The organism is Streptomyces sp. NRRL B-1347 (assembly GCF_000720325.1).
Classification (GTDB): Bacteria; Actinomycetota; Actinomycetes; order Streptomycetales; family Streptomycetaceae; genus Streptomyces.
This window is the reverse complement of record NZ_JOJM01000052.1, coordinates 1-21,546: the sequence shown is the minus strand read 5'-3', so window position 1 is coordinate 21,546 and position 21,546 is coordinate 1. Positions and strand designations below refer to the sequence as shown.

Here is a 21,546-nt window from a genome sequence, read left to right as displayed (position 1 = left end):
CCCGCGGTGGGACCGGCAGGAGCGGGCGGCGGCGGGACCGGCCGGGGCGAGCGCCCCGGTCAGCCCGCCGCGGGCCCGTCCGGTTCCTCCAGGAGCTCCGCCGCCGCCTCCGCGCAGCCCCACGCCACCGTGACGCCCGCTCCGCCGTGCCCGTAGTTGTGCACAAGCGCGCGCCCGTCGTGCGCGCGCTCGCGCTCAAGGCGCACGGCGGGCCGGGCGGGCCGCAACCCCACCCGGTGACTGATGATCCGCGCCCCGGCGATCTCCGGGCGCACCCGGGCACAGCGCGCCACGATCGCCTCCGCCACCGCCGGATCCGGCTCCAGGGACCAGACGCCGTCCTCGGCCGTCCCGCCGAGCACGAGTCCGCCGGGCTGCGGCAGGAAGTACGTCGTCTCGTTCGACGCGCTGTCCGCGGCCGTGAACCACGTCCGGATCCCCGGGTTCTCCACCAGGACCAGCTGCCCGCGCACCGGGCGCACCGTCTCGTCCGGGACCAGGCTCCGGGCGCCGAGCCCCGAGCAGTTGACGACGTGCCGCGCCTCGGCCAGCGGCTCGGCGAGCGTCGCGGCCGCCCTGACCTCCACGGACCCGCCCGCCGCGCGCAGCCGCTCGCGCAGCCACCCGAGGTGCGCCGGCATGTCGATCAGCGGAAGCCGCGCCCACAGGCCGACGCCCGTGTACTCGTCGGCCGTCGCCGCCCGCAGCCCCGGCACCTGCTTCGCCCACGCGCCCAGCGTGTCCAGGCCGGTCTCGGCGTGTACGCCCTCGACCATGCGTACGCCCGTGCGCCCGGGGTCGGCCGCCAACTCCCGGTACCGGTCCAGGGATATGAGGGACCAGTCGCCGACGAGCCCCTCCGGCTCGATGCGGTACGGCCACCACAGACCGCCCGCAACAGCCGAGGTCGTCCGCTCCGCGGGCTCCCGCGTCCACACCCGCACCCGGCGGCCGCGCTCCGCGAGCACCACCGCCGTGGTGAGCCCCGCGACCCCGCCCCCCACCACGATCACATCCGTGTCATCACCATGCGTCATCCCCGAAACGTAGCGGAACCCGGCAAGGGGCGCGCAGAAGCCCCCGGAGGTGGGGATACTCACAGCATGTCTGCCGAGTACGCGACCTTCGGCCTGGCACCGGCGATGCGCGCCGGTGGAGTTCTCGCGAGCGGTGCCTACCAAGTGCACCGCGACTTCGTCGACTTCATCGTGAACGGACGCCCGCTGCTGTTCCAGCTCGCCGACCTCGACGCCGTCTCCCCGCTCGCGTCCGACATCCCCCCGGCGATCTTCACCACGCATGTGCGCCGACTGCTCCTGGAAGCGGACGCGCCGCTGCTCGACGGCCGGTACGTGATCTACGGCTGCCCCGAGTGCGAGGGCCTGGACTGCGGCGCGGTCACGGCGGTCATCGAGCGCGCCGACGACGACTACGTGTGGCGGGACTTCGCCTGGCAGACCTCCGACCACGCCGACCTTGAGCTGAACGGCTACCGCGGCATAGGCCCGTTCCGCTTCCAGGGCGGCGAGTACCGCGAGCAGCTCGGCCGCCTGCTCACCGGCGACGACCCCGGCGCCGTGCGGCGGCGGGTCCTGCTCATCGGGGCGCGCGTCGCGCTGCTCGCGAAGCTCGCGGCGGCGCTGCGCACCATCGGCATCGGCGCGGAGATCGCCGCGGACGCGGCGGGCGTACCGGCGGAGGAGCTGCGGACGTACGGGGCCGTGGCGTTCGGGCAGGCCGTGCCCGAGCGGGTGCGGGGCTCCGTGCGCGAGGTGTTCGAGCGCGCCGGGGTCGACGTCGCGTACGTCGACGGGCTCGCGCCGATCGTGCCGCTGCTCGTCGCGCAGATCGAGTACGCCCTGGATCCGGGCCCGGTGGCCCAGCGGCGCCTGGCGCGGCTCGCGGTCACGGACGGGGCGGTCGTCACGGAGGTCACGTCCCCGTGCCGGGTGCGCCTCACGGCCTACCGGGTGGGACGGCTGCGCCGGGCCCGCGTCCAGGAGGTCTTCGACGAGGTCCTGGAGCCGGGCGAGCACCGCGTGCCCCTGCCGGGCGGCGCACCGTACGTGGTGGCGCGCAGCTCCGACGCCGTCCTGGTGGCCGCCGCCTCGTGACCGCCCCCGCCGCCGCGGGGCGCGGCCCTCCCCGGCGGCGGGCGATCGTCATGGCTCGCGGCGCCCGGTTAGGCTCGACCCCTGATGAATGCAACCCTCGTCGCCAAGCAACTCGCCGCCGGCCACGGCGACCGCTCCCTCTTCGAGGGACTGGACCTCGTCGTCGCCCCCGGCGACGTCATCGGCCTCGTCGGCGCGAACGGCGCCGGCAAGTCCACCCTGCTCCGCCTGCTCGCGGGCGTTGACGCCCCGGAGTCCGGCCGGATCAGCCTGTCGCCGCCGACGGCCGTCGTCGGGCACCTGCCGCAGGAGCCCGAGCGCCGCCCCGGCGAGACGATCCGCGCGTTCCTCTCCCGCCGCACCGGCGTCACCGACGCCCAGCTGGCCATGGACGAGTCGACCGAGGGTCTGGTCGCGGGCGCGCCCGGCGCCGACGACGCGTACGCGGTGAGCCTGGAGCGCTGGCTCGCCCTCGGCGGCGCCGACCTGGACGAGCGCGCGGAGGACGTTGCGCGCTCCCTCGGCCTGGGCGTGGACCTCGACCAGGAGATGACGTCCCTGTCCGGCGGCCAGGCCGCCCGCGCGGGCCTGGCATCGCTGCTGCTCTCCCGCTACGACGTCTTCCTGCTCGACGAGCCCACCAACGACCTGGACCTCGCGGGCCTGGAGCGCCTGGAGGAGTTCGTGCGCGGCCTGCGCGCGGGCACCGTCGTCGTCAGCCACGACCGCGAGTTCCTGTCCCGCACCGTCACCAAGGTCCTCGAACTCGACCTGGCGCAGCAGCAGATCAACCTCTACGGCGGCGGCTACGACGCCTATCTGGAGGAGCGCGAGGTCGCCCGCCGCCACGCCCGCGACGAGTACGAGGAGTACGCCGACAAGAAGGCCGCCCTCCACGACCGGGCCCAGATGCAGCGGTCGTGGATGGACAAGGGCGTGAAGAACGCCCGCCGCAAGGCCACCGACAGCGACAAGCTGGGCCGCAAGTTCCGCAGCGAGGCCAGTGAGAAGCAGGCCGCGAAGGCCCGCCAGACGCAGCGGATGCTGGAGCGGCTGGACCGTCGAGAAGCTGTCGAGGAGCCGCGCAAGGAGTGGCAGCTGCGCATGGAGATCGCCGCGGCCCCGCGCTCCGGCGCCGTGGTCGCCACCCTGCGCGACGCCGTGGTGCGCCGCGGTCCCTTCACGCTCGGTCCGGTGCACCTCCAGCTCGACTGGGCCGACCGCGTCGCCATCACCGGCGCGAACGGCTCCGGCAAGACGACGCTGCTGCGCGCCCTGCTAGGCCGCACCGCCGTGGACGCGGGGCACGCCGCGCTCGGCTCCGGCGTCGTGGTGGGCGAGGTCGACCAGGCACGGGCCCACTTCCACGGCGAGGAGACGCTGCTCGACGCCTTCCGCGCGGCCGTGCCCGACACCGAACCGGCCGAGATCCGCACGCTCCTCGCCAAGTTCGGCCTCAAGGCCGACCACGTGATGCGCTCCGCGGCGACCCTGTCCCCGGGCGAGCGCACCCGCGCCGCCCTCGCGCTGCTCCAGGGCCGGGGCGTGAACCTGCTGGTCCTCGACGAGCCGACGAACCACCTCGACCTGCCCGCCATCGAACAGCTGGAGTCCGCGCTCGACTCCTACGAGGGCACGCTACTGCTCGTCACGCACGACCGGCGCATGCTCGACGCCGTGCACGTCACCCGCCGCCTGGAGGTGGCGGACGGCAGGGTGACCGAGCGAACGCCTTGACCCTCGGGGGCGCTCCGCGGAGGAGCGCCCCCGAAGGGGCGCGGGGAACCGCGCGCTCAGCCACGACGAGCCCGCAGTCGCCTGACGGCACGGCGTGGCACACCGGGCAGCGCGCTCAGCGCCGCTTGGGGTCGACCAACCCGGCCCGGCGCAGAGCCTCCGCCATCGCGTCATTGGCAGGCGGCGGTCCCTGCCGCTGCCCCCCGCCCTTGGCGGCACGGTTGCCCCGGCCCTGCTGGCCCCCGCGGCCCTGCTGCTGCCGCTGCTGCGGCGGCCGCCCGCCACGCTCCCTGCGCTCACCCGGGGCGGAGCCCTTGGCTGCGGGCTCGTCGTCCAGACGCAGCGTCAGCGACACGCGCTTGCGCGGCACGTCGACGTCCATGACCTTGACCTTCACGATGTCGCCCGGCTTCACCACGTCCCGCGGGTCCTTGACGAAGGTCTTGGACATCGCGGAGACGTGCACCAGGCCGTCCTGGTGCACGCCGACGTCGACGAAGGCGCCGAACGCCGCGACGTTCGTGACCACGCCTTCGAGGACCATCCCCGCGGACAGGTCGCCGATCTTCTCGACGCCCTCCTTGAACGTGGCCGTCTTGAAGGCGGGCCGCGGGTCGCGGCCGGGCTTCTCCAGCTCCTTGAGGATGTCCGTGACGGTCGGCAGACCGAAGACGTCGTCCACGAAGGCGGTGGGCTTCAGGGCGCGCAGCGTCGCCGTGTTGCCGATGAGGGACGGCACGTCGACGCCCGCCTCCTGCACCATCCGCCGCACCACCGGGTACGCCTCGGGGTGCACGCTGGAGGCGTCGAGCGGGTCGTCACCGCCGCGGATGCGCAGGAAGCCCGCGCACTGCTCGTACGCCTTCGGGCCGAGGCGCGCGACGTCCTTGAGGGCCTTGCGGTTCTGGAACGGGCCGTTCGCGTCGCGGTGCGCCACGATGTTCTCGGCGAGGCCGGAGCCGATGCCGGAGACGCGGGCGAGCAGCGGGGCGGAGGCCGTGTTCACGTCCACGCCCACGCCGTTCACACAGTCCTCGACGACCGCGTCGAGGGAGCGGGACAGCTTCACCTCGGACAGGTCGTGCTGGTACTGCCCGACGCCGATGGACTTCGGGTCGATCTTCACCAGCTCGGCGAGCGGGTCCTGCAGACGGCGCGCGATGGAGACGGCGCCGCGCAGCGACACGTCCAGGTCCGGCAGCTCCTGGGAGGCGAAGGCGGAGGCCGAGTACACCGAGGCGCCCGCCTCGGAGACCATCACCTTGGTGAGCTTCAGCTCCGGGTGCTTGCCGATCAGGTCGGCGGCGAGCTTGTCCGTCTCGCGCGACGCCGTGCCGTTGCCGATCGCGACCAGGTCGACCGCGTGCTCCCGGGCGAGCCGGGCGAGCTTCGCGAGGGACTCGTCCCACTTGTTCGCCGGGACGTGCGGGTAGATCGTGTCCGTCGCGACGACCTTGCCGGTCGCGTCCACGACGGCGACCTTCACGCCCGTACGGAAACCCGGGTCGAGGCCGAGCGTGGCGCGCGTGCCCGCGGGGGCGGCGAGCAGCAGGTCGCGCAGGTTCGAGGCGAAGACGCGCACGGCCTCGTCCTCGGCGGCGGTGCGCAGGCGCAGCCGCAGGTCGATGCCCAGGTGCACCAGGATGCGGGTGCGCCAAGCCCAGCGGACCGTGTCCTTCAGCCACTTGTCGCCGGGCCGTCCGCGGTCGGCGATGCCGAAGCGCTGGGCCACCGTGCCCTCGAACGACGAGGGTACGGTCGGCCCTTCCGTGGCCTCCTCCGGCTCCAGGACCAGTTCCAGGACGTCTTCCTTCTCGCCGCGCAGCATCGCGAGGATGCGGTGCGAGGGCAGGTCCGTGAACGGCTCGGCGAAGTCGAAGTAGTCGGCGAACTTCGCGCCCGCCTCCTCCTTGCCCTCGCGCACCTTGGCGGCGAGCCGCCCGCGCACCCACATGCGCTCGCGCAGCTCGCCGATCAGGTCGGCGTCCTCGGAGAAGCGCTCGGTGAGGATGGCCCGGGCGCCGTCCAGCGCGGCCTGCGCGTCCGCGACGCCCTTGTCGGCGTCGACGAACGCGGCCGCGGCCGCGAGCGGCTCCACGGCCGGGTCGCCCAGCAGCCCTTCGGCCAGCGGCTCCAGGCCCGCCTCGCGGGCGATCTGCGCCTTGGTGCGCCGCTTGGGCTTGTACGGCAGATAGATGTCCTCGAGGCGGGCCTTGGTGTCGGCCTCGCGGATGCGCGCCTCGAGGTCATCGGTGAGCTTGCCCTGCTCGCGCACCGATTCGAGGATGGCGGCGCGCCGCTCCTCGAGCTCGCGCAGATAGCGCAGGCGCTCCTCGAGCGTGCGCAGCTGCGCGTCGTCGAGCGACTCGGTCGCCTCCTTGCGGTAGCGCGCGATGAAGGGCACCGTCGACCCGCCGTCGAGCAGGTCGACGGCGGCCTTGACCTGCCGCTCCCGCACGCCGAGTTCCTCGGCGATCCTGCTTTCGATGGACGCTGGAGTGGACGTCTGCAAAGGTGCCACGTTCCGGTACCGCCTTCTCACTGAGGTTGCCCGGCAATTGTGGCAGGTGGCACGGACAGCGGGGCAGTCAGACCCGGCGGGTCCGCCCCGGTCGTCGCACGCGTCCTCCGCCGCGGCGCCCGGAACGAGAGGCTCCGCCGAAGAGCCGGGCCAGCGCCCGGAACGGCAGCGTCACCACCGTCGCGAGCGCCGCCCCGATCTGTCGCAGCACGTCCGCGATCGCACGGAACACGTGGATCTCCCTTCGGCACGCGGCCCGCCACGGAACGGGGGCCGGGGACGCCCGAGTACCTCGGGAGCCGCGTGCCATGCGCCGGGCGCGCCGCGGCCTCAGCCCCGGCGTCCGCCCGCCGTGCTCACGCCTTGCCGAGCAGATCCGCGGGGAACGCCCCCGCGCGCAGCGCCGCCCCGGCGAAGGCGCCGCCGAGCTCGGTGAGCCGCTCGACCCCGGCCTCGCCGAGATGCGCGTACGGCGCCCGGTCGAGCCGGTCCGTGCGCTCCTCGACCGCCTGCCGCAGCGCCACGCCCGCTTCCGTCAACTCGCCCTCTGCGTCCAGGAGTCCGCGCGCCCGCAGCCGCTCCACGGCCCCGTCCCAGTCCTCCTGGGTCCAGCCGCGCGTGAGCAGGTTCCGCTTCGGCGTCATGCCCTTGCCGGTCGCCGTGTGGCTCACCAGGGCCTCCACGGCGTCGAGTTCGGCGTCCAGGAGCGCGGCCAGGTGCCCGTCGCCCCGGTGTTCGCGCAGCAGCGTCGCGGCGTGCCAGTACGCCAGGTGCGGCTCGTCGGGCACGGGCAGGTCGGCGTGGGCCGCGTACAGCGGCCGCGCGCTGCGCACACAGGCCTCCGTGGCGCGCAGCGCGAGCCGCGCCGCCTCGGCCATCTCCGGCGACGCGACGGCCTCGTCGCCGAGCAGCCGCCGCAGCGTCGTGTCGACGGCCCGAAGGCGCGCCGCGAGGACGTCCTCGGGGGCGGCGGTGCGCCACACGGCGGGGACGTGCTGGGCGACGGTCTCCGGCTTGTAGTTGAAGAATGCCGCCGTCACGGTTCCGGCGCCGACGGCGCCCATCGCCGCCGCGCGCGCGGCGAGGTTGACGGCCCTGGGGTGCGTTATCCCCAGGGCGCCCAGCTCCCGCCCCAGGTCGGGGGCGAAGTAGTGGGTGGAGTGCAGGGCGTTGAGCGCGCTGTGACAGCGTCGTCCCGCGCGCGGGTGCGGGACCGCGCCGGTCGCGGACGAGCTGGTGGGGGAGGCCGTGGGAGAGGTCATGCCCGTACGCTACCGACTGGTTGGTATGACGTGAAGGGCGGGTCCGGCGGCTCCCGGTGCCGCAGGGCCCGGCCGCGGCCCGTGGCAGGAATGGTGGGCTGTCCGTCATTGCGGCCGTCCCGCGCTGCCTCAAGAATCGAGGGCATGGCGCAGCGAACCGTCCTGGTCGTCCTCTTCGAAGGCGTGCAGAGTCTCGATGTCACCGGCCCCGTGGAGGTCTTCGGCGGGGCCGTCGGGCCCGAAGGGGGCCCCGCGTACCGGGTGTGCACCGCGTCCCTGGACGGCACCCCCGTACGCACGTCCAGCGGCCTCACCCTGGTCCCGGACCACGCCCTGGCCGACGCCCCCGACCCGCACACCCTGCTCGTGCCCGGCGGCGCCGGCACCCGCCCGGACGTGCCCCGCCTGGTCGACTGGGTGCGCGTCCACGGCCCCCGCGCCGAACGGCTCGTCTCCGTGTGCACCGGGGCGGTCCTGCTCGCCCGCGCGGGCCTGCTCGACGGCCGCCGCGCGACGACCCACTGGGCGTACTGCGACACGCTCGCCCGCGACCACCCGGCCGTCGAGGTGGAGCCGGACCCCATCTACGTACGCGACGGGAACGTGGCGACGTCGGCGGGCGTCACGGCGGGCATCGACCTCGCGCTCGCCCTGGTCGAGGAGGACCTGGGCCGCGCCATGGCGCTCACCATCGCCCGCCACCTGGTCGTGTTCCTGCGCAGGCCCGGCAACCAGGCGCAGTTCAGCGCCCAGCTGGCCGCGCAGACCGCCACCCGCGAGCCCCTGCGCGAGGTCCAGCAGTGGATCACCGAGCACCCGGACGACGACCTCGGCGTCGAGAAGCTGGCCGCGCGCGCCCGGCTCTCGCCGCGCCACTTCGCCCGCGCCTTCCAGGCGGAGACCGGGACGACGCCCGGCAAGTACGTCGACCGCGTCCGCGTCGAGCACGCGCGCCGGCTCCTGGAGGACACCTCGCGCGGCGTCGAGGAGGTCTCCCGCGCCTGCGGCTACGGCACTCCGGAGGCGATGCGCCGCGCCTTCCTCAAGGCGCTCGGCACCTCGCCCGCCGAGTACCGCCGCCGCTTCCACGCGCCCCTGCCCGCGTCCCATCCGCACCCCGTCACCCTCTAGGAGTTCCGCATGCAGATAGCCATCGCCCTGTACGAGCGCTTCACCGCCCTGGACGCGATCGGTCCGTACCAGATGCTGGCCGGCGTCCCGGACGCGCAGGTCGTCTTCGTGGCCGAGCGCACCGGACCCGTGCGCGACGACAGCGGGCAGTTCGCCGTCGTCGCCGACAAGACCTTCGCCGAGGTCCCGGACCCGGACGTGCTCGTCGTCCCCGGCGGCCCCGGCCAGAGCGACCAGATGGAGAACGCGCCGCTCCTCGACTGGCTGCGCACCGCCGACGCCACCAGCACCTGGACGACGTCCGTGTGCACCGGCTCCCTCGCGCTCGCCGCCGCCGGTCTTCTCGAGGGCCGCACCGCGACGTCCCACTGGCTCGCCCTCGGCGAACTGGAGAAGCTCGGCGTCCGCCCCTCGGAGGAGCGGGTGGTCTTCGACGGCAAGTACGTGACGGCCGCCGGTGTCTCCTCCGGCATCGACATGGGCCTCGCGCTCGTCGGCAGGATCGCGGGCGACGAGCGCGCCCAGACCGTCCAGCTGATCACCGAGTACGACCCGCAGCCGCCCTACGACGCGGGCTCGCCGAAGAAGGCGCCCGCCCACCTCGTCGAGATGTTCCGCGAGCAGAGCCGGTTCACCGAGGACGCGTAGCCGCCCCGTCCGGCACGGCCCAGGTGAAGCGCGGCTGCCTGCGCTCCAGGAAGGCGGCGACCCCCTCCGCGGTGTCGCCGCTGCCGCGCTCCTGGTCCGCCCAGTGGGCGTCCCGGTCGGCGCGGCCCGCCGTGAACTCCTTGGCCGCAGCCTGCGTCAGGAGCGAGCGGGAGGAGAGGACGCGCGTGAACTCCTTCACGCGGGCGTCCAGTTCGCCCACCGGCAGGACCTCGTCCACCAGACCCGTCCGCAGCGCCCGCCCCGCGTCGATCAACTCGCCGGAGAACAGCAGGTACTTCGCCGTGGCCGGGCCCACGAGCGCGGCCAGGCGGCGCGTCGACGGGGCCGGGTAGACGATGCCCAGCTTCGCCGGAGTCACCGCGAACGACGCGCCCTCGTCCGCGAACCGCAGGTCGCAGGCCGCCGCCAGCTGGCAGCCGCCGCCCACGCAGTACCCGCGCACCGCCGCGAGCGTCGGCTTGGGGAAGGCTGCCAGGGCCTCCTCCGCGCGCACCGCCAGCTCCTGCGGACGGCCGGGCTCGGCGCGCAGCGAGGAGATGTCGGCGCCCGCGCAGAAGGTGTCGCCCGCGCCGGTGAGGACAAGCACGCGCACCGCGGGGTCCCCGGCGAGCGCGTCGAGCAGCGGCGGCAGCGCGCGCCACATGTCCGCCGTCATGGCGTTGCGCTTGGCCGGATGGTCGATGACGACGGTGGCGACGCCGTCCGCGACGGCCTGCCTCAGCTGCGGTTCCATGCGCCGGATGCTATCCGCACCGTACGAACGTACGATCAAGAAGGGGCGGCTTCGCACAGCGGACGGAGACGCTCATGTTCGGACGCGACAAGGCGCGCGCTGCGGCGCGCGACGCCACTGGTGACCCCGAGGGCATCGGCGGCGCGGACCCCAGGACCCTCAGCCGCAGCTTCGGCTGGCTGGCGCTCCTCGGCGCCATCCTCGCCGTCGGCGGGCTCGTCGGCCTGGTCTACGCCGGGGTCGCCACGCTCACCTCGATGCTCCTGTTCGGCTGGCTGCTGCTCGTCGGCGGCATCGTCGCGCTGCTGCACGCGGTGCAGTCGCGGGGCACCAGCTTCTTCTGGCTCGGCGTGGTGGTCGCCGCGCTGAACCTCGCGGCGGGCTTCGTCGTCATCCGCAGGCCCGACGTGGCCGCCGAGGCGCTGACGATGTTCGCGGCGCTGCTGTTCCTCACCGGCGGTGTGTTCCGCCTGGTGGGCAGCCTGGTGGTGCGCGGCCCGCAGATGGCCGTGACCCTGCTGCAAGGCGCCTTCGGCGTCCTGCTCGGCGTCCTCGTGCTCGCCGGGTGGCCGAGCAGCAGCCAGTACGTCATCGGCACCTTCTTCTCGCTCGCGCTGCTCTTCGACGGCCTCGGCCTGCTGGCCACGGGCATCGGCGCCCGGCGCATCATCAGCCTGGTGTCGGACCGCGTGGGCGCCGACGAGGGCGGGGCCCGGGAAGCCGTACAACCTGAAGAACCTGTGAAGGCAGCACAAGAAGGGCAGGACCAGTCGCGCAACTGACGCCGCCATGCGGCCGCGATCAAATCCCGTCGATACTCGCTGACTTCTGGTCAGTAGCGCGGTCCGGACCAGTGTGTTCCCAACACTCGACGTGTGGTGACAATCGAGCGCGAGGGCGGCGACCGGGCGATGGGGAACGACGGGAGGGGGCCGGGCCCGCTCCCTCGGGGCAATGGGCGCGTGCCGTACGAAGGGGTGTGGCGGTTCACCGCGCCCGCCGTCGACGCGTCCGTGCCCCAGGCGCGGCACGCGGTGCGCGACCTGCTCGCGCGCCAGGGCGTACCGGCGCCCGACGACCTGGTACAGGGCCTGCTGTTGATCGTCTCCGAGCTGGTCACCAACGCGGTGCGGCACGCGGCGCTGCTGTCGCCCACGCTCGCCGTGGAGGTCGCGGTCGGCGCCGAGTGGGTGCGGGTGTCCGTCGAGGACAACCACCCCTACCGGCCGACCGCCCTGGTGGCCGACTACGGCCAGACCGGCGGGCGCGGCCTGCTCCTGGTGCGGGAGATCACCCGCGAGGCGGGCGGCGCCTGCGACGTCGAGCACACGGCCAGCGGGGGCAAGGTCATCTGGGCGGCCCTGCCCCTGAAGCCGAACACCGCCTAGCGGCGGCGGGGAAGCGGCCGCCTACCAGCCCGCGCCCGGGCCCGTCAGCTCCTTGACGGCGGGCCGCGCCGCGTCCAGGACCGTCATGAACCACGCGGAGAACGGGCCCTTCGCGTGCCGCTCGGCCAGCTCGTCGGCCGTCACGAACACCGTCTCGCCCACCTCGGAGGGGTCCGGGCGCAGCTCGGCCTGCACCATGCCGACGAACAGGTGGTTGTACTCCTGCTCCACCAGGCCCGAGTCCGGGTCCGGGTGGTTGTAGCGCACGGTGCCCGCCTCGGCGAGCAGCGAGGGCGAGACGCCGAGCTCCTCGAAGGTGCGCCGGGCCGCCGCCGCGAACGGCGCCTCGCCGGGGTACGGGTGGCCGCAGCAGGTGTTGGACCAGACGCCGGGGGAGTGGTACTTGCCGAGCGCCCGCTGCTGGAGCAGCAGCCGGCCCTGCTCGTCGAAGAGGAAGACGGAGAACGCCCGGTGCAGCTGTCCGGGCGCCTGGTGGGCGGCCAGCTTCTCCGCCGTGCCGATGGTCCTGCCGTCCTCGTCGACGAGCTCGAGCAAGATTGTCTCTCCGGTGCCGTTCGACGAGCTGTGCGCCGCGGTGGCAGGTGTGATCGGCATACCCATCCTTCGCTTCGGTCTCGGAGCTCAAGTCTGCCGTACGACATCGGTGCGCCCGGCACTCCGGGGGCCCCGCATGTCCCGTCCGCAACGCTGCGAACGCGAGGCGCGGCCGTGGCGCGATCGGGTGCCGGGCGCCGAGGGACGGCTGATCGTGCCGCGCGGCACGACCCCCGGACCGGCCCGCTCGCCGGGCCGGTCAAGGACCAGCGCCCCCATCGACGCGTCCGGCGTCCCGAAACTTGGCTTGATCCTTTGCCGCGACGCCGGCGCGAAGCCGTAGCGCGGGGAGGGGCCGGGGCGGCCGGGGACGGGGACCGGATGCTCGCCAGGGGCGCGCACGGCGCGCGGGACGGCGCGCACCACCGCGGAACCAGCGCCCGTGGGCCGCGCCCGCGCCCGTGGCCCGCGAGGCGTACCCGTGGACCGCGAGGCGTACCCGTGGCCCGCGGGGCATACCTGTGGACCCGTGGGACGTACCCGTCAGTGGCAGAGCTTCGGCTCGTGCTCCGCGTGCCCGCTCGGCTCCAGCTGGAACGTGCAGTGCTCGACGTCGAAGTGGTCGCCCAGGCAGCCCTGGAGGTCGTGCAGCATCTTCTCGTGGCCGACGGCGCTGAGCGTCCCGGGGCTCACCACGACGTGCGCGGAGAGCACCGGCATGCCCGAGGTGATCGTCCAGGCGTGCAGGTCGTGGACGTCCTCGACGCCGGGCAGGGCCAGGATGTGGCTCCGCACCTCGGCCATGTCCACGCCCTTGGGGGCCGCTTCGAGCAGGACGTTCAGGGTGTCCCGCAGCAGCTTCCAGGTGCGCGGCACGATCATGAGGCCGATCACGATGGAGGCGATCGGGTCGGCGGCCTGCCAGCCGGTCAGCAGGATGACCGCGGCCGACACCAGGACCGCCACCGAGCCGAGCGCGTCCGCGAGCACCTCAAGGAAGGCGCCGCGCACATTGAGGCTGTCCTTCTGGCCGCGCATCAGCAGGAGCAGCGAGACGAGGTTCGCCGCCAGGCCGATGAGGCCGAAGACGATGGTCAGGCCGCCCTCGGTCTCGGACGGCGTGACGAACCGCTGGATCGCCTCGTACAGCACGTAGCCGCCGACGCCGAGCAGCAGCAGACAGTTGGCGAGCGCGGCCAGGATCTCCGCGCGGGCGTAGCCGAAGGTGCGGCTGTCGCTCGCGGGGCGGCCCGCGAAGTGGATCGCGAGCAGCGCCATGCCGAGCCCGAGGGCGTCGGTGGCCATGTGCGTCGCATCCGCGATCAGGGCGAGCGAATCCGCGACGATGCCGCCGATGATCTCCACCACCATCACGGTGACCGTGAGGGACAGGGCGATGCGCAGCCGGCCCTTGTAACCGGCCGTCACGGTGCCGTTCGTCGGCGGCGCGTGGCCGTGGTCGTGTCCAGCCCCCATCGCGTGGTCCTCCGGATCCGTAGGGTGCCGCCGCCCCATGGCGACGATCACAGTGAACTACGGGTGGGGGGTATCTGGCAACGCGATCGTGAACACCGTTGTCATATGCGCTGGCCTGCGAAAACGGGCCGCGTCAGACGGGCCGGGCGGGTCCCGCCTCCGGATGGCGCAGGCACCAGCCCGCCCATGCCGACGTCACCATCTCGCGCACCCCGAGCCCGGCCGTGAAGCCCAGCTCGCGCGCCGCCAGGCGGACGTCCGCGACCGCGCGCGGCGCGTCACCCGCCCGGCGCGGCTCCACGAGCGGCGCGCGGGTGTCCCCGGTGACCTCGGCGATGACGGTCAGGAGTTCGCGGACGGAAACGCCTTCGCCGCGGCCGATGTTCACCGTCAGATCGGTGCCGGGGGCGGCGGCCCTGCGGGCGGCCGCGAGGTGCGCCCCGGCCAGGTCCGTCACGTGCACGTAGTCGCGCACGCAGGTGCCGTCCGGCGTGGGGTGGTCGGTGCCGAAGACGCGCGGGGCCTCGCCGCGCGTGAGCCGGTCGAAGACCATCGGGACCACGTTGAAGACCCCGGTGTCCGCGAGCTCGGGCGCGGCGGAGCCCGCCACGTTGAAGTACCTGAGGCAGGTCGTGGTGATCCCGTGCGCCCGCCCGGCGGCCCGGACCAGCCACTCCCCGGCCAGCTTCGTCTCGCCGTACGGGCTGACCGGCGCGCACGGGGTGGCCTCGGAGATCAGCCCGGCCGCCGGCGGATCCCCGTACACCGCGGCCGACGAGGAGAAGACGAACCGCCGGACCCCGGCCGCGGCCACCGCGTCCAGGAGCGTCACCAAACCCCCGACGTTCTCCCGGTAGTAACGCAGCGGCTGCGCCACGGACTCGCCGACCTGCTTGCGCGCCGCCAGATGCACCACACCCGTCACCGCGTGCTCCGCGAGCACCCCGGCGAGCAGCTCGCCGTCGAGCGAGGAACCCCGGACGAGAGGGATCTCCGCGGGCAGCCGGTCCGGTATCCCGGACGACACGTCGTCGAGGGCGACCACCCGCTCTCCGGCGCCGGCCAGGGCCCGCGCCACGTGTGCCCCGATATATCCCGCTCCACCTGTGATCAGCCACGTCATGGGCGTCCACCTTAGGCGGGCTTGTGCGGTTCGGTACCGCGCGGTTTGTGGCCGCGGCCCGCCATCGACGATGATGATCGTGGCGATCAGAGGCGAAGCGGCCCCTGGAGCCCCCTGCAGATCGGGCTGATCGGGGCGTGAACGGGCGGTGAACGCCTGCTTCCCATCATCCGATAGCCTCTGCCGACATGCCGCCCGGCCGCATCCGGCGAGGGCGCCCCCCGTCACGCACGTGCCCGCGCGAGCCGCGCCGGGAATCAAGGAGTGAGTTCGTCCTGTCGACCGCCATCCTCACCGGCCAGCCGGTGCCCGGCTCGCCCCTCGAAGGCGATCTGCGGTCCCTGGGCTTCGACGTGCGGACCGCCAGGGACGCGGCCGACGCCGAGACGCTCGTGCGGGCCGTCCCCGCGGACCAGCGCGTCGCCGTCGTCGACACCCGCTTCGTCGGTCACGTGCACGCCCTGCGCCTCGGCCTGACCGACCCGCGCTTCGCCGCGGCCGCCGTGCCCGGCGCCGTCACCGTCAAGCCCGAGGCCCGCGGGGCGCTCACGCGCGCGCTGCGCACGGCCGTCGGCGCGGGCGCCGCCGGGACCGTCGCGGTCGTGCCGGACGCCGTGCCCGACCAGCTCGCCCAGGCCCTCGAAGCCGCCGACGTCGACGTGTACCGGCCCGAGCTCGGCACCCTCGTCGCGGCCGTGCCCGCCGACCCCGAGACCCGCAACGCCGCCCGCCAGGCCGTCGCCGCCGTCGACGACGAGGCCGTACGTCTGCGCAGCGCGGTCAAGGCCAGGGACGGCTTCTTCACCACGTACTGCATCAGCCCGTACTCGCGCTACCTCGCGCGCTGGTGCGCCCGGCGCGGCCTCACCCCGAACCAGGTCACCACCGCCTCGCTGCTCGTCGCCCTGATCGCGGCGGGCTGCGCGGCCACCGGCACCCGCGGCGGCTTCGTCGCCGCCGGACTGCTGCTCCTGTTCTCCTTCGTCCTGGACTGCACGGACGGCCAGCTCGCCCGCTACTCCCTGCAGTACTCGACGCTCGGCGCCTGGCTGGACGCGACCTTCGACCGGGCCAAGGAGTACGCGTACTACGCGGGCCTCGCCCTCGGCGCCGCCCGCGGCGGCGATGACGTCTGGGCCCTCGCGCTCGGCGCGATGATCCTGCAGACCTGCCGCCACGTCGTGGACTTCTCGTTCAACGAGGCCAACCACGACGCGACCGCGAACACCAGCCCCACCGCCGCCCTCTCCGACAAGCTCGACAGCCGAGGCTGGACGGTGTGGGCGCGCCGGATGATCGTCCTGCCCATCGGGGAGCGCTGGGCCCTGATCGCCGTACTGACCGCGCTCACCACCCCGCGCGTCACCTTCGTCGTGCTCCTGATCGGCTGCGGGCTCGCCGCCTGCTACACCACCGCGGGCCGCGTCCTGCGCTCCCTGACCCGCAAGGCGAAGCGCACCGACCGGGCCGCCACGGCCCTGGCCGACCTCGCCGACACCGGGCCCTTCGCGGGCGCGCTCGCCACCCTGCGGGGCATCCCGGCGCTGGCCCCCGTGCTCGCCTTCGCGGGCGGCGCGGCCGTCGTCGCCACCTCGGCCCTCACGTCCTTCGGCAGCCCGTGGCCGGTCGTCGCCGCCGCCGGGTACGTGATCACCTCGGGTCTGGCCGTCGCGCGCCCCCTCAAGGGCCCCCTCGACTGGCTCGTCCCCCCCTTCCTCCGCGCCGCCGAATACGGCACCGTCCTGGTACTGGCGGCCAAAGCGGACGTGAACGGAGCCCTTCCCGCGGCTTTCGGCCTGGTGGCCGCGGTCGCCTACCATCACTACGACACCGTGTACCGCATTCGCGGTGTCGTCGCGCCGCCGCGCTGGCTGGCGCGGGTGATCGGCGGGCACGAGGGCAGGACCTTCGCGGTCACCGTCGCCGCCGCCCTGCTGACAAACACAGATTTCACCGTCGCGCTCACGGCGCTCGCCGTGGCCGTGGCACTCGTGGTGCTCGTCGAGAGCATCCGCTTCTGGGTGACCGCGCACAACCGCGGCGCACCCGCCGTACACGATGAAGGAGAACCCGCATGATCGGCCTCGTCCTGGCCGCCGGCGCCGGCCGGCGTCTGCGTCCCTACACCGAAACGCTGCCCAAGGCGCTGGTGCCCGTGGTGGGCGAGGGAACCGAGAACGAGCTGGCCGTCCTCGACCTCACCCTGAAGAACTTCGCCGAGATCGGCCTGACCGAGGTCGCGATCATCGTCGGCTACCGCAAGGAAGCCGTCTACGACCGCAAGGAAGCGCTCGAGGCGAAGTACGGCCTCAAGCTCACCCTCATCGACAACGACAAGGCCGAGGAGTGGAACAACGCCTACTCCCTGTGGTGCGGCCGTGACGCCCTCAAGCACAGCGTGATCCTCGCCAACGGCGACACCGTGCACCCGGTCTCCGTCGAGAAGACGCTGCTCGCCGCCCGCGGCGACGGCAAGAAGATCATCCTCGCCCTCGACACGGTGAAGAACCTCGCCGACGAGGAGATGAAGGTCGTCGTGGACCCCGAGAAGGGCGTCCAGAAGATCACCAAGCTGATGGACCCGGCCGAGGCCACCGGTGAGTACATCGGCGTCACCCTCATCGAGGGCGAGGCCGCCGAGGAGCTCGCCGACGCCCTGAAGGCCACCTTCGAGCGCGACCCCGACCTGTACTACGAGGACGGCTACCAGGAGCTCGTCAACCGCGGCTTCAAGGTCGACGTCGCGCCCATCGGCGACGTCACGTGGGTCGAGATCGACAACCACGACGACCTCGCCAAGGGACGTGAGATCGCGTGCCAGTACTGACGAGGCTCATCCCCTCGCCGGTCGTCGTCGACATCCGGCCGGGGGCGTTGAACGACCTGGCCGGTGTCCTCGCCGACCAGAGGATCTGCTCGTCGACCGGCAAGCTCGCCGTCGCCATCAGCGGCGGCTCCGGCGCGGTCCTGCGCGAGCGCCTCGCCCCTTCGCTGCCGAACGCCGAGTGGTTCCCGGTGGGCGGCGGCACGCTCGATGACGCCATCAAGCTCGCCGACGCCATGAAGAAGGGCCGCTACGACGCGGTCGTCGGCCTCGGCGGCGGCAAGATCATCGACTGCGCCAAGTTCGCCGCGGCGCGCGTCGGCCTGCCGCTGGTCGCCGTCGCGACGAACCTGTCGCACGACGGCCTGTGCTCGCCCGTGGCGACCCTCGACAACGACGCGGGCCGCGGCTCGTACGGCGTGCCGAACCCGATCGCGGTCGTCATCGACCTCGACGTCATCCGCGAGGCCCCGGTCCGCTTCGTCCGCTCCGGCATCGGCGACGCCCTGTCCAACATCTCCGCGATCCGGGACTGGGAACTCGCCGCCCGCGAGCGCGGCGAGGACATCGACGGCCTCGCCGCCGCGATGGCGCGCCAGGCCGGCGAGGCGGTCCTGCGTCACCCCGGAGGCGTCGGCGACGACGGCTTCCTCCAGGTGCTCGCCGAGGGCCTGGTCCTCACCGGCATCGCCATGTCCGTCTCGGGCGACTCCCGCCCGGCATCGGGCGCCTGCCACGAGATCAACCACGCCTTCGACCTGCTGTTCCCGAAGCGCGCGGCGAGCCACGGCGAGCAGTGCGGCCTCGGCGCCGCCTTCGCGATGCACCTGCGCGGTGCCCGCGAGGAGTCGGCGTACATGGCCGAGGTGCTGCGCCGCCACGGCCTGCCCGTCCTGCCGGAGGAGATCGGCTTCACCGTGGACGAGTTCGTCCAGGTCGTGGAGTACGCGCCGCAGACCCGGCCGGGCCGCTACACGATCCTCGAGCACCTCAATCTGAACACCGACCAGATCAAGGACGCATACGCCGACTATGCCAAGGCCATCGGTAGCTGAACTCCGGCCCGTCGTTCACCCCGCGGGGGTGAAGGACCGGCGCAGCGGTGAGCACTGGGCGGGACGCCTGTACATGCGGGAGATCTCGCTGCGCTGCGACCGGTACCTGGTGAACACCAGGATCACGCCCAATCAGCTGACGTACCTGATGACCGTCGCGGGCGTGCTCGCGGCCCCGGCCCTCCTGGTGCCGGGCATTGCGGGAGCCGTGCTCGGCGTCGTCGCGGTGCAGCTCTACCTGCTGCTCGACTGCGTCGACGGCGAGATCGCCCGCTGGCGCAAGCAGTACTCCATGGGCGGGGTGTACCTGGACCGGGTCGGCGCCTATCTGTGCGACGCCGCGGTCCTGGTCGGCTTCGGCCTGCGCGCCGCCGACCTGTGGGGCTCGGGGCGGATCGACTGGCTGTGGGCCTTTCTCGGCACGCTCGCCGCGCTCGGCGCCATCCTGATCAAGGCCGAGACGGACCTCGTCGCCGTCGCCCGGCACCAGCAGGGCCTGCCGCCGGTCCAGGAGTCGGCGTCCGTGCCGCGCTCGTCCGGCGTGGCGTTCGCCCGCAGGGCAGCGGCCGCGCTGAAGTTCCACCGGCTGATCCTCGGGATCGAGGCGTCCCTGCTGATTCTGGTCCTGGCGATCGTGGACTCGGCCCGGGGCGACCTGTTCTTCTCCCGCCTCGGCGTCGCCGTGCTCGCCGGGATCGCGCTCCTGCAGACGGTGCTGCACCTGGTGTCCATCCTCGCCTCGAGCAGGCTGAAGTGAGCACTCCGGTACAGCAGCCGAAGGTCGGCGCGGTCATCATCACCATGGGCAACCGCCCGCAGGAGCTGCGGGCGCTGCTCGACTCCGTCGCCAAGCAGGACGGCGACCCGGTCGAGGTCGTGGTCGTCGGCAACGGCGCCCCCGTGCCCGACGTCCCGCCGGGCGTACGCACCATAGAACTGCCCGAGAACCTGGGCATCCCCGGCGGGCGCAACGTCGGCATCGAGGCCTTCGGGCCCGGTGGCACCGACGTCGACATCCTGCTGTTCCTCGACGACGACGGCCTCCTGGCGCACACCGACACCGCTCGGCTGTGCCGCGAGGCCTTCGCCGCCGACCCGGCTCTCGGGATCATCAGCTTCCGCATCGCCGACCCGGACACCGGCGTCACCCAGCGCCGGCACGTGCCGCGGCTGCGCGCGTCCGACCCGATGCGCTCCTCGCGCGTGACGACGTTCCTCGGCGGCGCCAACGCCGTCCGCACCAAGGTCCTGGAACAGGTCGGCGGCCTGCCGGACGAGTTCTTCTACGCCCACGAGGAGACCGACCTCGCCTGGCGGGCCCTGAACGCGGGCTGGATGATCGACTACCGCGCCGACATGGTCCTGTACCACCCCACCACGGCGCCGTCGCGGCACGCGGTCTACCACCGCATGGTGGCCCGCAACCGCGTCTGGCTCGCCCGCCGCAACCTGCCCGCGCTCCTGGTCCCCGTGTACCTGGGCGTGTGGCTGCTCCTGACCCTGGCCAGGCGCCCCTCGCGGCCCGCCCTGAAGGCCTGGTTCGGCGGCTTCAAGGAGGGCTGGACCAGCCCGTGCGGACCCCGCAGGCCCATGAGCTGGCGTACGGTGTGGCGCCTGACTCGACTGGGCCGACCTCCTGTCATCTGACAAGCTCTGGTCTGAGACCATTCGGGCCGTATCCCGGTCCCTGGCCCGGCCTCTGCCCGACCTGGCCCACGCCTACGCCCGACCGGCCGCGCATCTGAAGACGAAAGTTTCCACTCGTGAGTGAGACAACGCAGGACGGTGGCGTCGCGGTGACCGCGCCACCGTCGCCCGACGACGGGCTTTCCCCGGCCGAGCTCGCGGCCAAGTACGGTCTGTCCGTCAGCGGTGCCCGTCCGGGCCTCATGGAGTACGTCCGCCAGCTCTGGGGGCGGCGCCACTTCATCCTCGCCTTCTCGCAGGCGAAGCTGACCGCACAGTACAGCCAGGCCAAGCTCGGCCAGCTCTGGCAGGTCGCGACCCCGCTGCTCAACGCGCTCGTCTACTTCCTCATCTTCGGCCTGATCCTCAAGGCCGACCGCGGCATGACGCGGGAGGTGTACATCCCCTTCCTGGTCACGGGCGTGTTCGTGTTCACCTTCACGCAGAGCTCGGTGATGGCGGGCGTGCGGGCGATCTCGGGTAACCTCGGCCTGGTGCGCGCGCTGCACTTCCCGCGCGCCTCGCTGCCCATCTCGTTCTCGCTCCAGCAGCTCCAGCAGCTGCTGTTCTCGATGATCGTGCTGTTCGTGGTGGCCATCGGCTTCGGCAGCTACCCGCGGCTCTCCTGGCTCCTGATCGTCCCGGTCCTGGCCCTGCAGTTCCTGTTCAACACGGGGCTCGCCCTGGTCATGGCTCGGCTCGGCAGCAAGACGCCGGACCTGGCCCAGCTGATGCCGTTCGTGATGCGCACGTGGATGTACGCGTCCGGCGTGATGTTCTCCATCCCGGTGATGCTGAAGGACAAGCCGGCGTGGATCGCCGACATCCTCCAGTGGAACCCGGCGGCCATCTTCATGGACCTGATGCGCTTCGCGCTCATCGACGGCTACGGCTCGGAGAACCTGCCCCCGCACGTCTGGGCAGTCGCGCTCGGCTGGTCCGTGCTCGTCGCCGCGGGTGGCTTCGTCTACTTCTGGAAGGCAGAGGAGCGGTACGGCCGTGGCTGACGACAAGGGCGCCGGGACGCGCCTCCCCACTGTGATCGCCGACGAGCTGCACATCGTGTACCGGGTGAACGGCGGGAAGACGGGGAAGGGCAGTGCGACGGCGGCGCTGAGCCGGATCGTGCGGCGGGGCGAGTCGCCGGGCGTGCGCAAGGTGCACGCGGTGCGCGGGGTGAGTTTCACCGCGTACCGGGGTGAGGCGATCGGGTTGATCGGGTCGAACGGGTCGGGCAAGTCGACGCTGCTGCGGGCGATCGCGGGGCTGCTG

General features: G+C 73.2%; 21 protein-coding genes. 13 read left to right on the top strand and 8 right to left on the bottom strand.

The window, feature by feature from the left end:
• Positions 1–59: 59 nt before the first annotated feature.
• On the bottom strand, positions 60–1,037 hold the full coding sequence (locus IG74_RS0132600; RefSeq protein WP_030684573.1) for an FAD-dependent oxidoreductase: 978 nt from the start codon (positions 1,035–1,037) through the stop codon (positions 60–62).
• Between the two features lie 66 nt (positions 1,038–1,103).
• Between IG74_RS0132600 and IG74_RS0132595 the strand changes: the two genes are divergently transcribed.
• Entirely contained in the window at positions 1,104–2,114 is a 1,011-nt protein-coding gene (locus IG74_RS0132595) for a hypothetical protein (RefSeq protein WP_030684572.1), read from the top strand.
• A gap of 84 nt (positions 2,115–2,198) precedes the next feature.
• The gene (gene abc-f, locus IG74_RS0132590) at positions 2,199–3,851 is read left to right on the top strand and encodes a ribosomal protection-like ABC-F family protein (protein ID WP_030684571.1); all 1,653 of its coding nucleotides are present in this window, start codon (positions 2,199–2,201) and stop codon (positions 3,849–3,851) included.
• Positions 3,852–3,966: 115 nt separating this feature from the next.
• Here abc-f and IG74_RS0132585 read toward each other — a convergent pair whose 3' ends face one another.
• From IG74_RS0132585 to IG74_RS0132580, 3 genes are all read right to left on the bottom strand, one after another.
• Positions 3,967–6,372: a Tex family protein gene (locus tag IG74_RS0132585; RefSeq protein ID WP_037826419.1), complete on the bottom strand. Its 2,406-nt coding sequence runs from the start codon at positions 6,370–6,372 to the stop codon at positions 3,967–3,969.
• A 67-nt stretch (positions 6,373–6,439) separates the two neighbouring features.
• Positions 6,440–6,604: an LPFR motif small protein gene (locus tag IG74_RS52870; RefSeq protein ID WP_199818920.1), complete on the bottom strand. Its 165-nt coding sequence runs from the start codon at positions 6,602–6,604 to the stop codon at positions 6,440–6,442.
• A 124-nt stretch (positions 6,605–6,728) separates the two neighbouring features.
• On the bottom strand, positions 6,729–7,634 hold the full coding sequence (locus tag IG74_RS0132580) for an SCO6745 family protein (protein WP_030684568.1): 906 nt from the start codon (positions 7,632–7,634) through the stop codon (positions 6,729–6,731).
• A 144-nt stretch (positions 7,635–7,778) separates the two neighbouring features.
• Between IG74_RS0132580 and IG74_RS0132575 the strand changes: the two genes are divergently transcribed.
• Together IG74_RS0132575 and IG74_RS0132570 are read left to right on the top strand one after the other, a co-directional pair.
• The gene (locus IG74_RS0132575) at positions 7,779–8,765 is read left to right on the top strand and encodes a GlxA family transcriptional regulator (RefSeq protein ID WP_030684567.1); all 987 of its coding nucleotides are present in this window, start codon (positions 7,779–7,781) and stop codon (positions 8,763–8,765) included.
• A 9-nt stretch (positions 8,766–8,774) separates the two neighbouring features.
• Positions 8,775–9,413, top strand: coding sequence for a DJ-1/PfpI family protein (locus tag IG74_RS0132570; protein ID WP_030684566.1), 639 nt, complete (start codon positions 8,775–8,777; stop codon positions 9,411–9,413).
• Here the strand turns inward: IG74_RS0132570 and IG74_RS0132565 are convergent.
• Complete coding sequence (locus tag IG74_RS0132565) at positions 9,397–10,167, bottom strand: enoyl-CoA hydratase/isomerase family protein (protein WP_030684565.1); 771 nt, start codon at positions 10,165–10,167, stop codon at positions 9,397–9,399. The genes IG74_RS0132570 and IG74_RS0132565 overlap by 17 nt on opposite strands.
• 74 nt (positions 10,168–10,241) lie before the next feature.
• Between IG74_RS0132565 and IG74_RS0132560 the strand changes: the two genes are divergently transcribed.
• Positions 10,242–10,949, top strand: coding sequence for an HdeD family acid-resistance protein (locus IG74_RS0132560; RefSeq protein ID WP_078869201.1), 708 nt, complete (start codon positions 10,242–10,244; stop codon positions 10,947–10,949).
• Positions 10,950–11,042: 93 nt separating this feature from the next.
• Positions 11,043–11,555 carry an ATP-binding protein gene (locus tag IG74_RS0132555; protein ID WP_078869200.1) on the top strand — a complete coding sequence of 171 codons (513 nt, stop codon included), beginning with the start codon at positions 11,043–11,045 and terminating at the stop codon, positions 11,553–11,555.
• A 21-nt stretch (positions 11,556–11,576) separates the two neighbouring features.
• Here IG74_RS0132555 and idi read toward each other — a convergent pair whose 3' ends face one another.
• From idi to galE, 3 genes are all read right to left on the bottom strand, one after another.
• The gene (gene idi, locus IG74_RS0132550; protein ID WP_030684561.1) at positions 11,577–12,170 is read right to left on the bottom strand and encodes an isopentenyl-diphosphate Delta-isomerase; all 594 of its coding nucleotides are present in this window, start codon (positions 12,168–12,170) and stop codon (positions 11,577–11,579) included.
• Between the two features lie 483 nt (positions 12,171–12,653).
• Entirely contained in the window at positions 12,654–13,586 is a 933-nt protein-coding gene (locus IG74_RS0132545; protein WP_030684559.1) for a cation diffusion facilitator family transporter, read from the bottom strand.
• Between the two features lie 133 nt (positions 13,587–13,719).
• The gene (gene galE, locus IG74_RS0132540; RefSeq protein ID WP_030684558.1) at positions 13,720–14,709 is read right to left on the bottom strand and encodes a UDP-glucose 4-epimerase GalE; all 990 of its coding nucleotides are present in this window, start codon (positions 14,707–14,709) and stop codon (positions 13,720–13,722) included.
• Positions 14,710–14,984: 275 nt separating this feature from the next.
• Here galE and IG74_RS0132535 point away from each other — a divergent pair, with 275 nt between their 5' ends.
• The 7 genes from IG74_RS0132535 to IG74_RS0132505 all read left to right on the top strand — a co-directional run.
• Positions 14,985–16,787: a DUF5941 domain-containing protein gene (locus tag IG74_RS0132535; RefSeq protein WP_030684557.1), complete on the top strand. Its 1,803-nt coding sequence runs from the start codon at positions 14,985–14,987 to the stop codon at positions 16,785–16,787.
• The gene (locus IG74_RS0132530; RefSeq protein WP_030684556.1) at positions 16,784–17,536 is read left to right on the top strand and encodes a sugar phosphate nucleotidyltransferase; all 753 of its coding nucleotides are present in this window, start codon (positions 16,784–16,786) and stop codon (positions 17,534–17,536) included. The genes IG74_RS0132535 and IG74_RS0132530 overlap by 4 nt, the downstream gene beginning before the upstream one ends.
• Positions 17,524–18,588, top strand: coding sequence for an iron-containing alcohol dehydrogenase family protein (locus tag IG74_RS0132525; protein WP_030684554.1), 1,065 nt, complete (start codon positions 17,524–17,526; stop codon positions 18,586–18,588). Before IG74_RS0132530 ends, IG74_RS0132525 begins: the two co-directional genes overlap by 13 nt.
• The gene (locus IG74_RS0132520; protein WP_051855805.1) at positions 18,566–19,345 is read left to right on the top strand and encodes a CDP-alcohol phosphatidyltransferase family protein; all 780 of its coding nucleotides are present in this window, start codon (positions 18,566–18,568) and stop codon (positions 19,343–19,345) included. The genes IG74_RS0132525 and IG74_RS0132520 overlap by 23 nt, the downstream gene beginning before the upstream one ends.
• 44 nt (positions 19,346–19,389) lie before the next feature.
• The gene (locus IG74_RS0132515; RefSeq protein ID WP_051855813.1) at positions 19,390–20,235 is read left to right on the top strand and encodes a glycosyltransferase family 2 protein; all 846 of its coding nucleotides are present in this window, start codon (positions 19,390–19,392) and stop codon (positions 20,233–20,235) included.
• Between the two features lie 116 nt (positions 20,236–20,351).
• Positions 20,352–21,281 (top strand): ABC transporter permease, encoded by a 930-nt coding sequence (locus tag IG74_RS0132510; RefSeq protein WP_030684551.1) that lies wholly within the window; start codon positions 20,352–20,354, stop codon positions 21,279–21,281.
• On the top strand, positions 21,274–21,546 hold a 273-nt coding region (locus tag IG74_RS0132505; protein ID WP_030684549.1), incomplete at its 3' end, for an ATP-binding cassette domain-containing protein. The genes IG74_RS0132510 and IG74_RS0132505, both read left to right, overlap by 8 nt.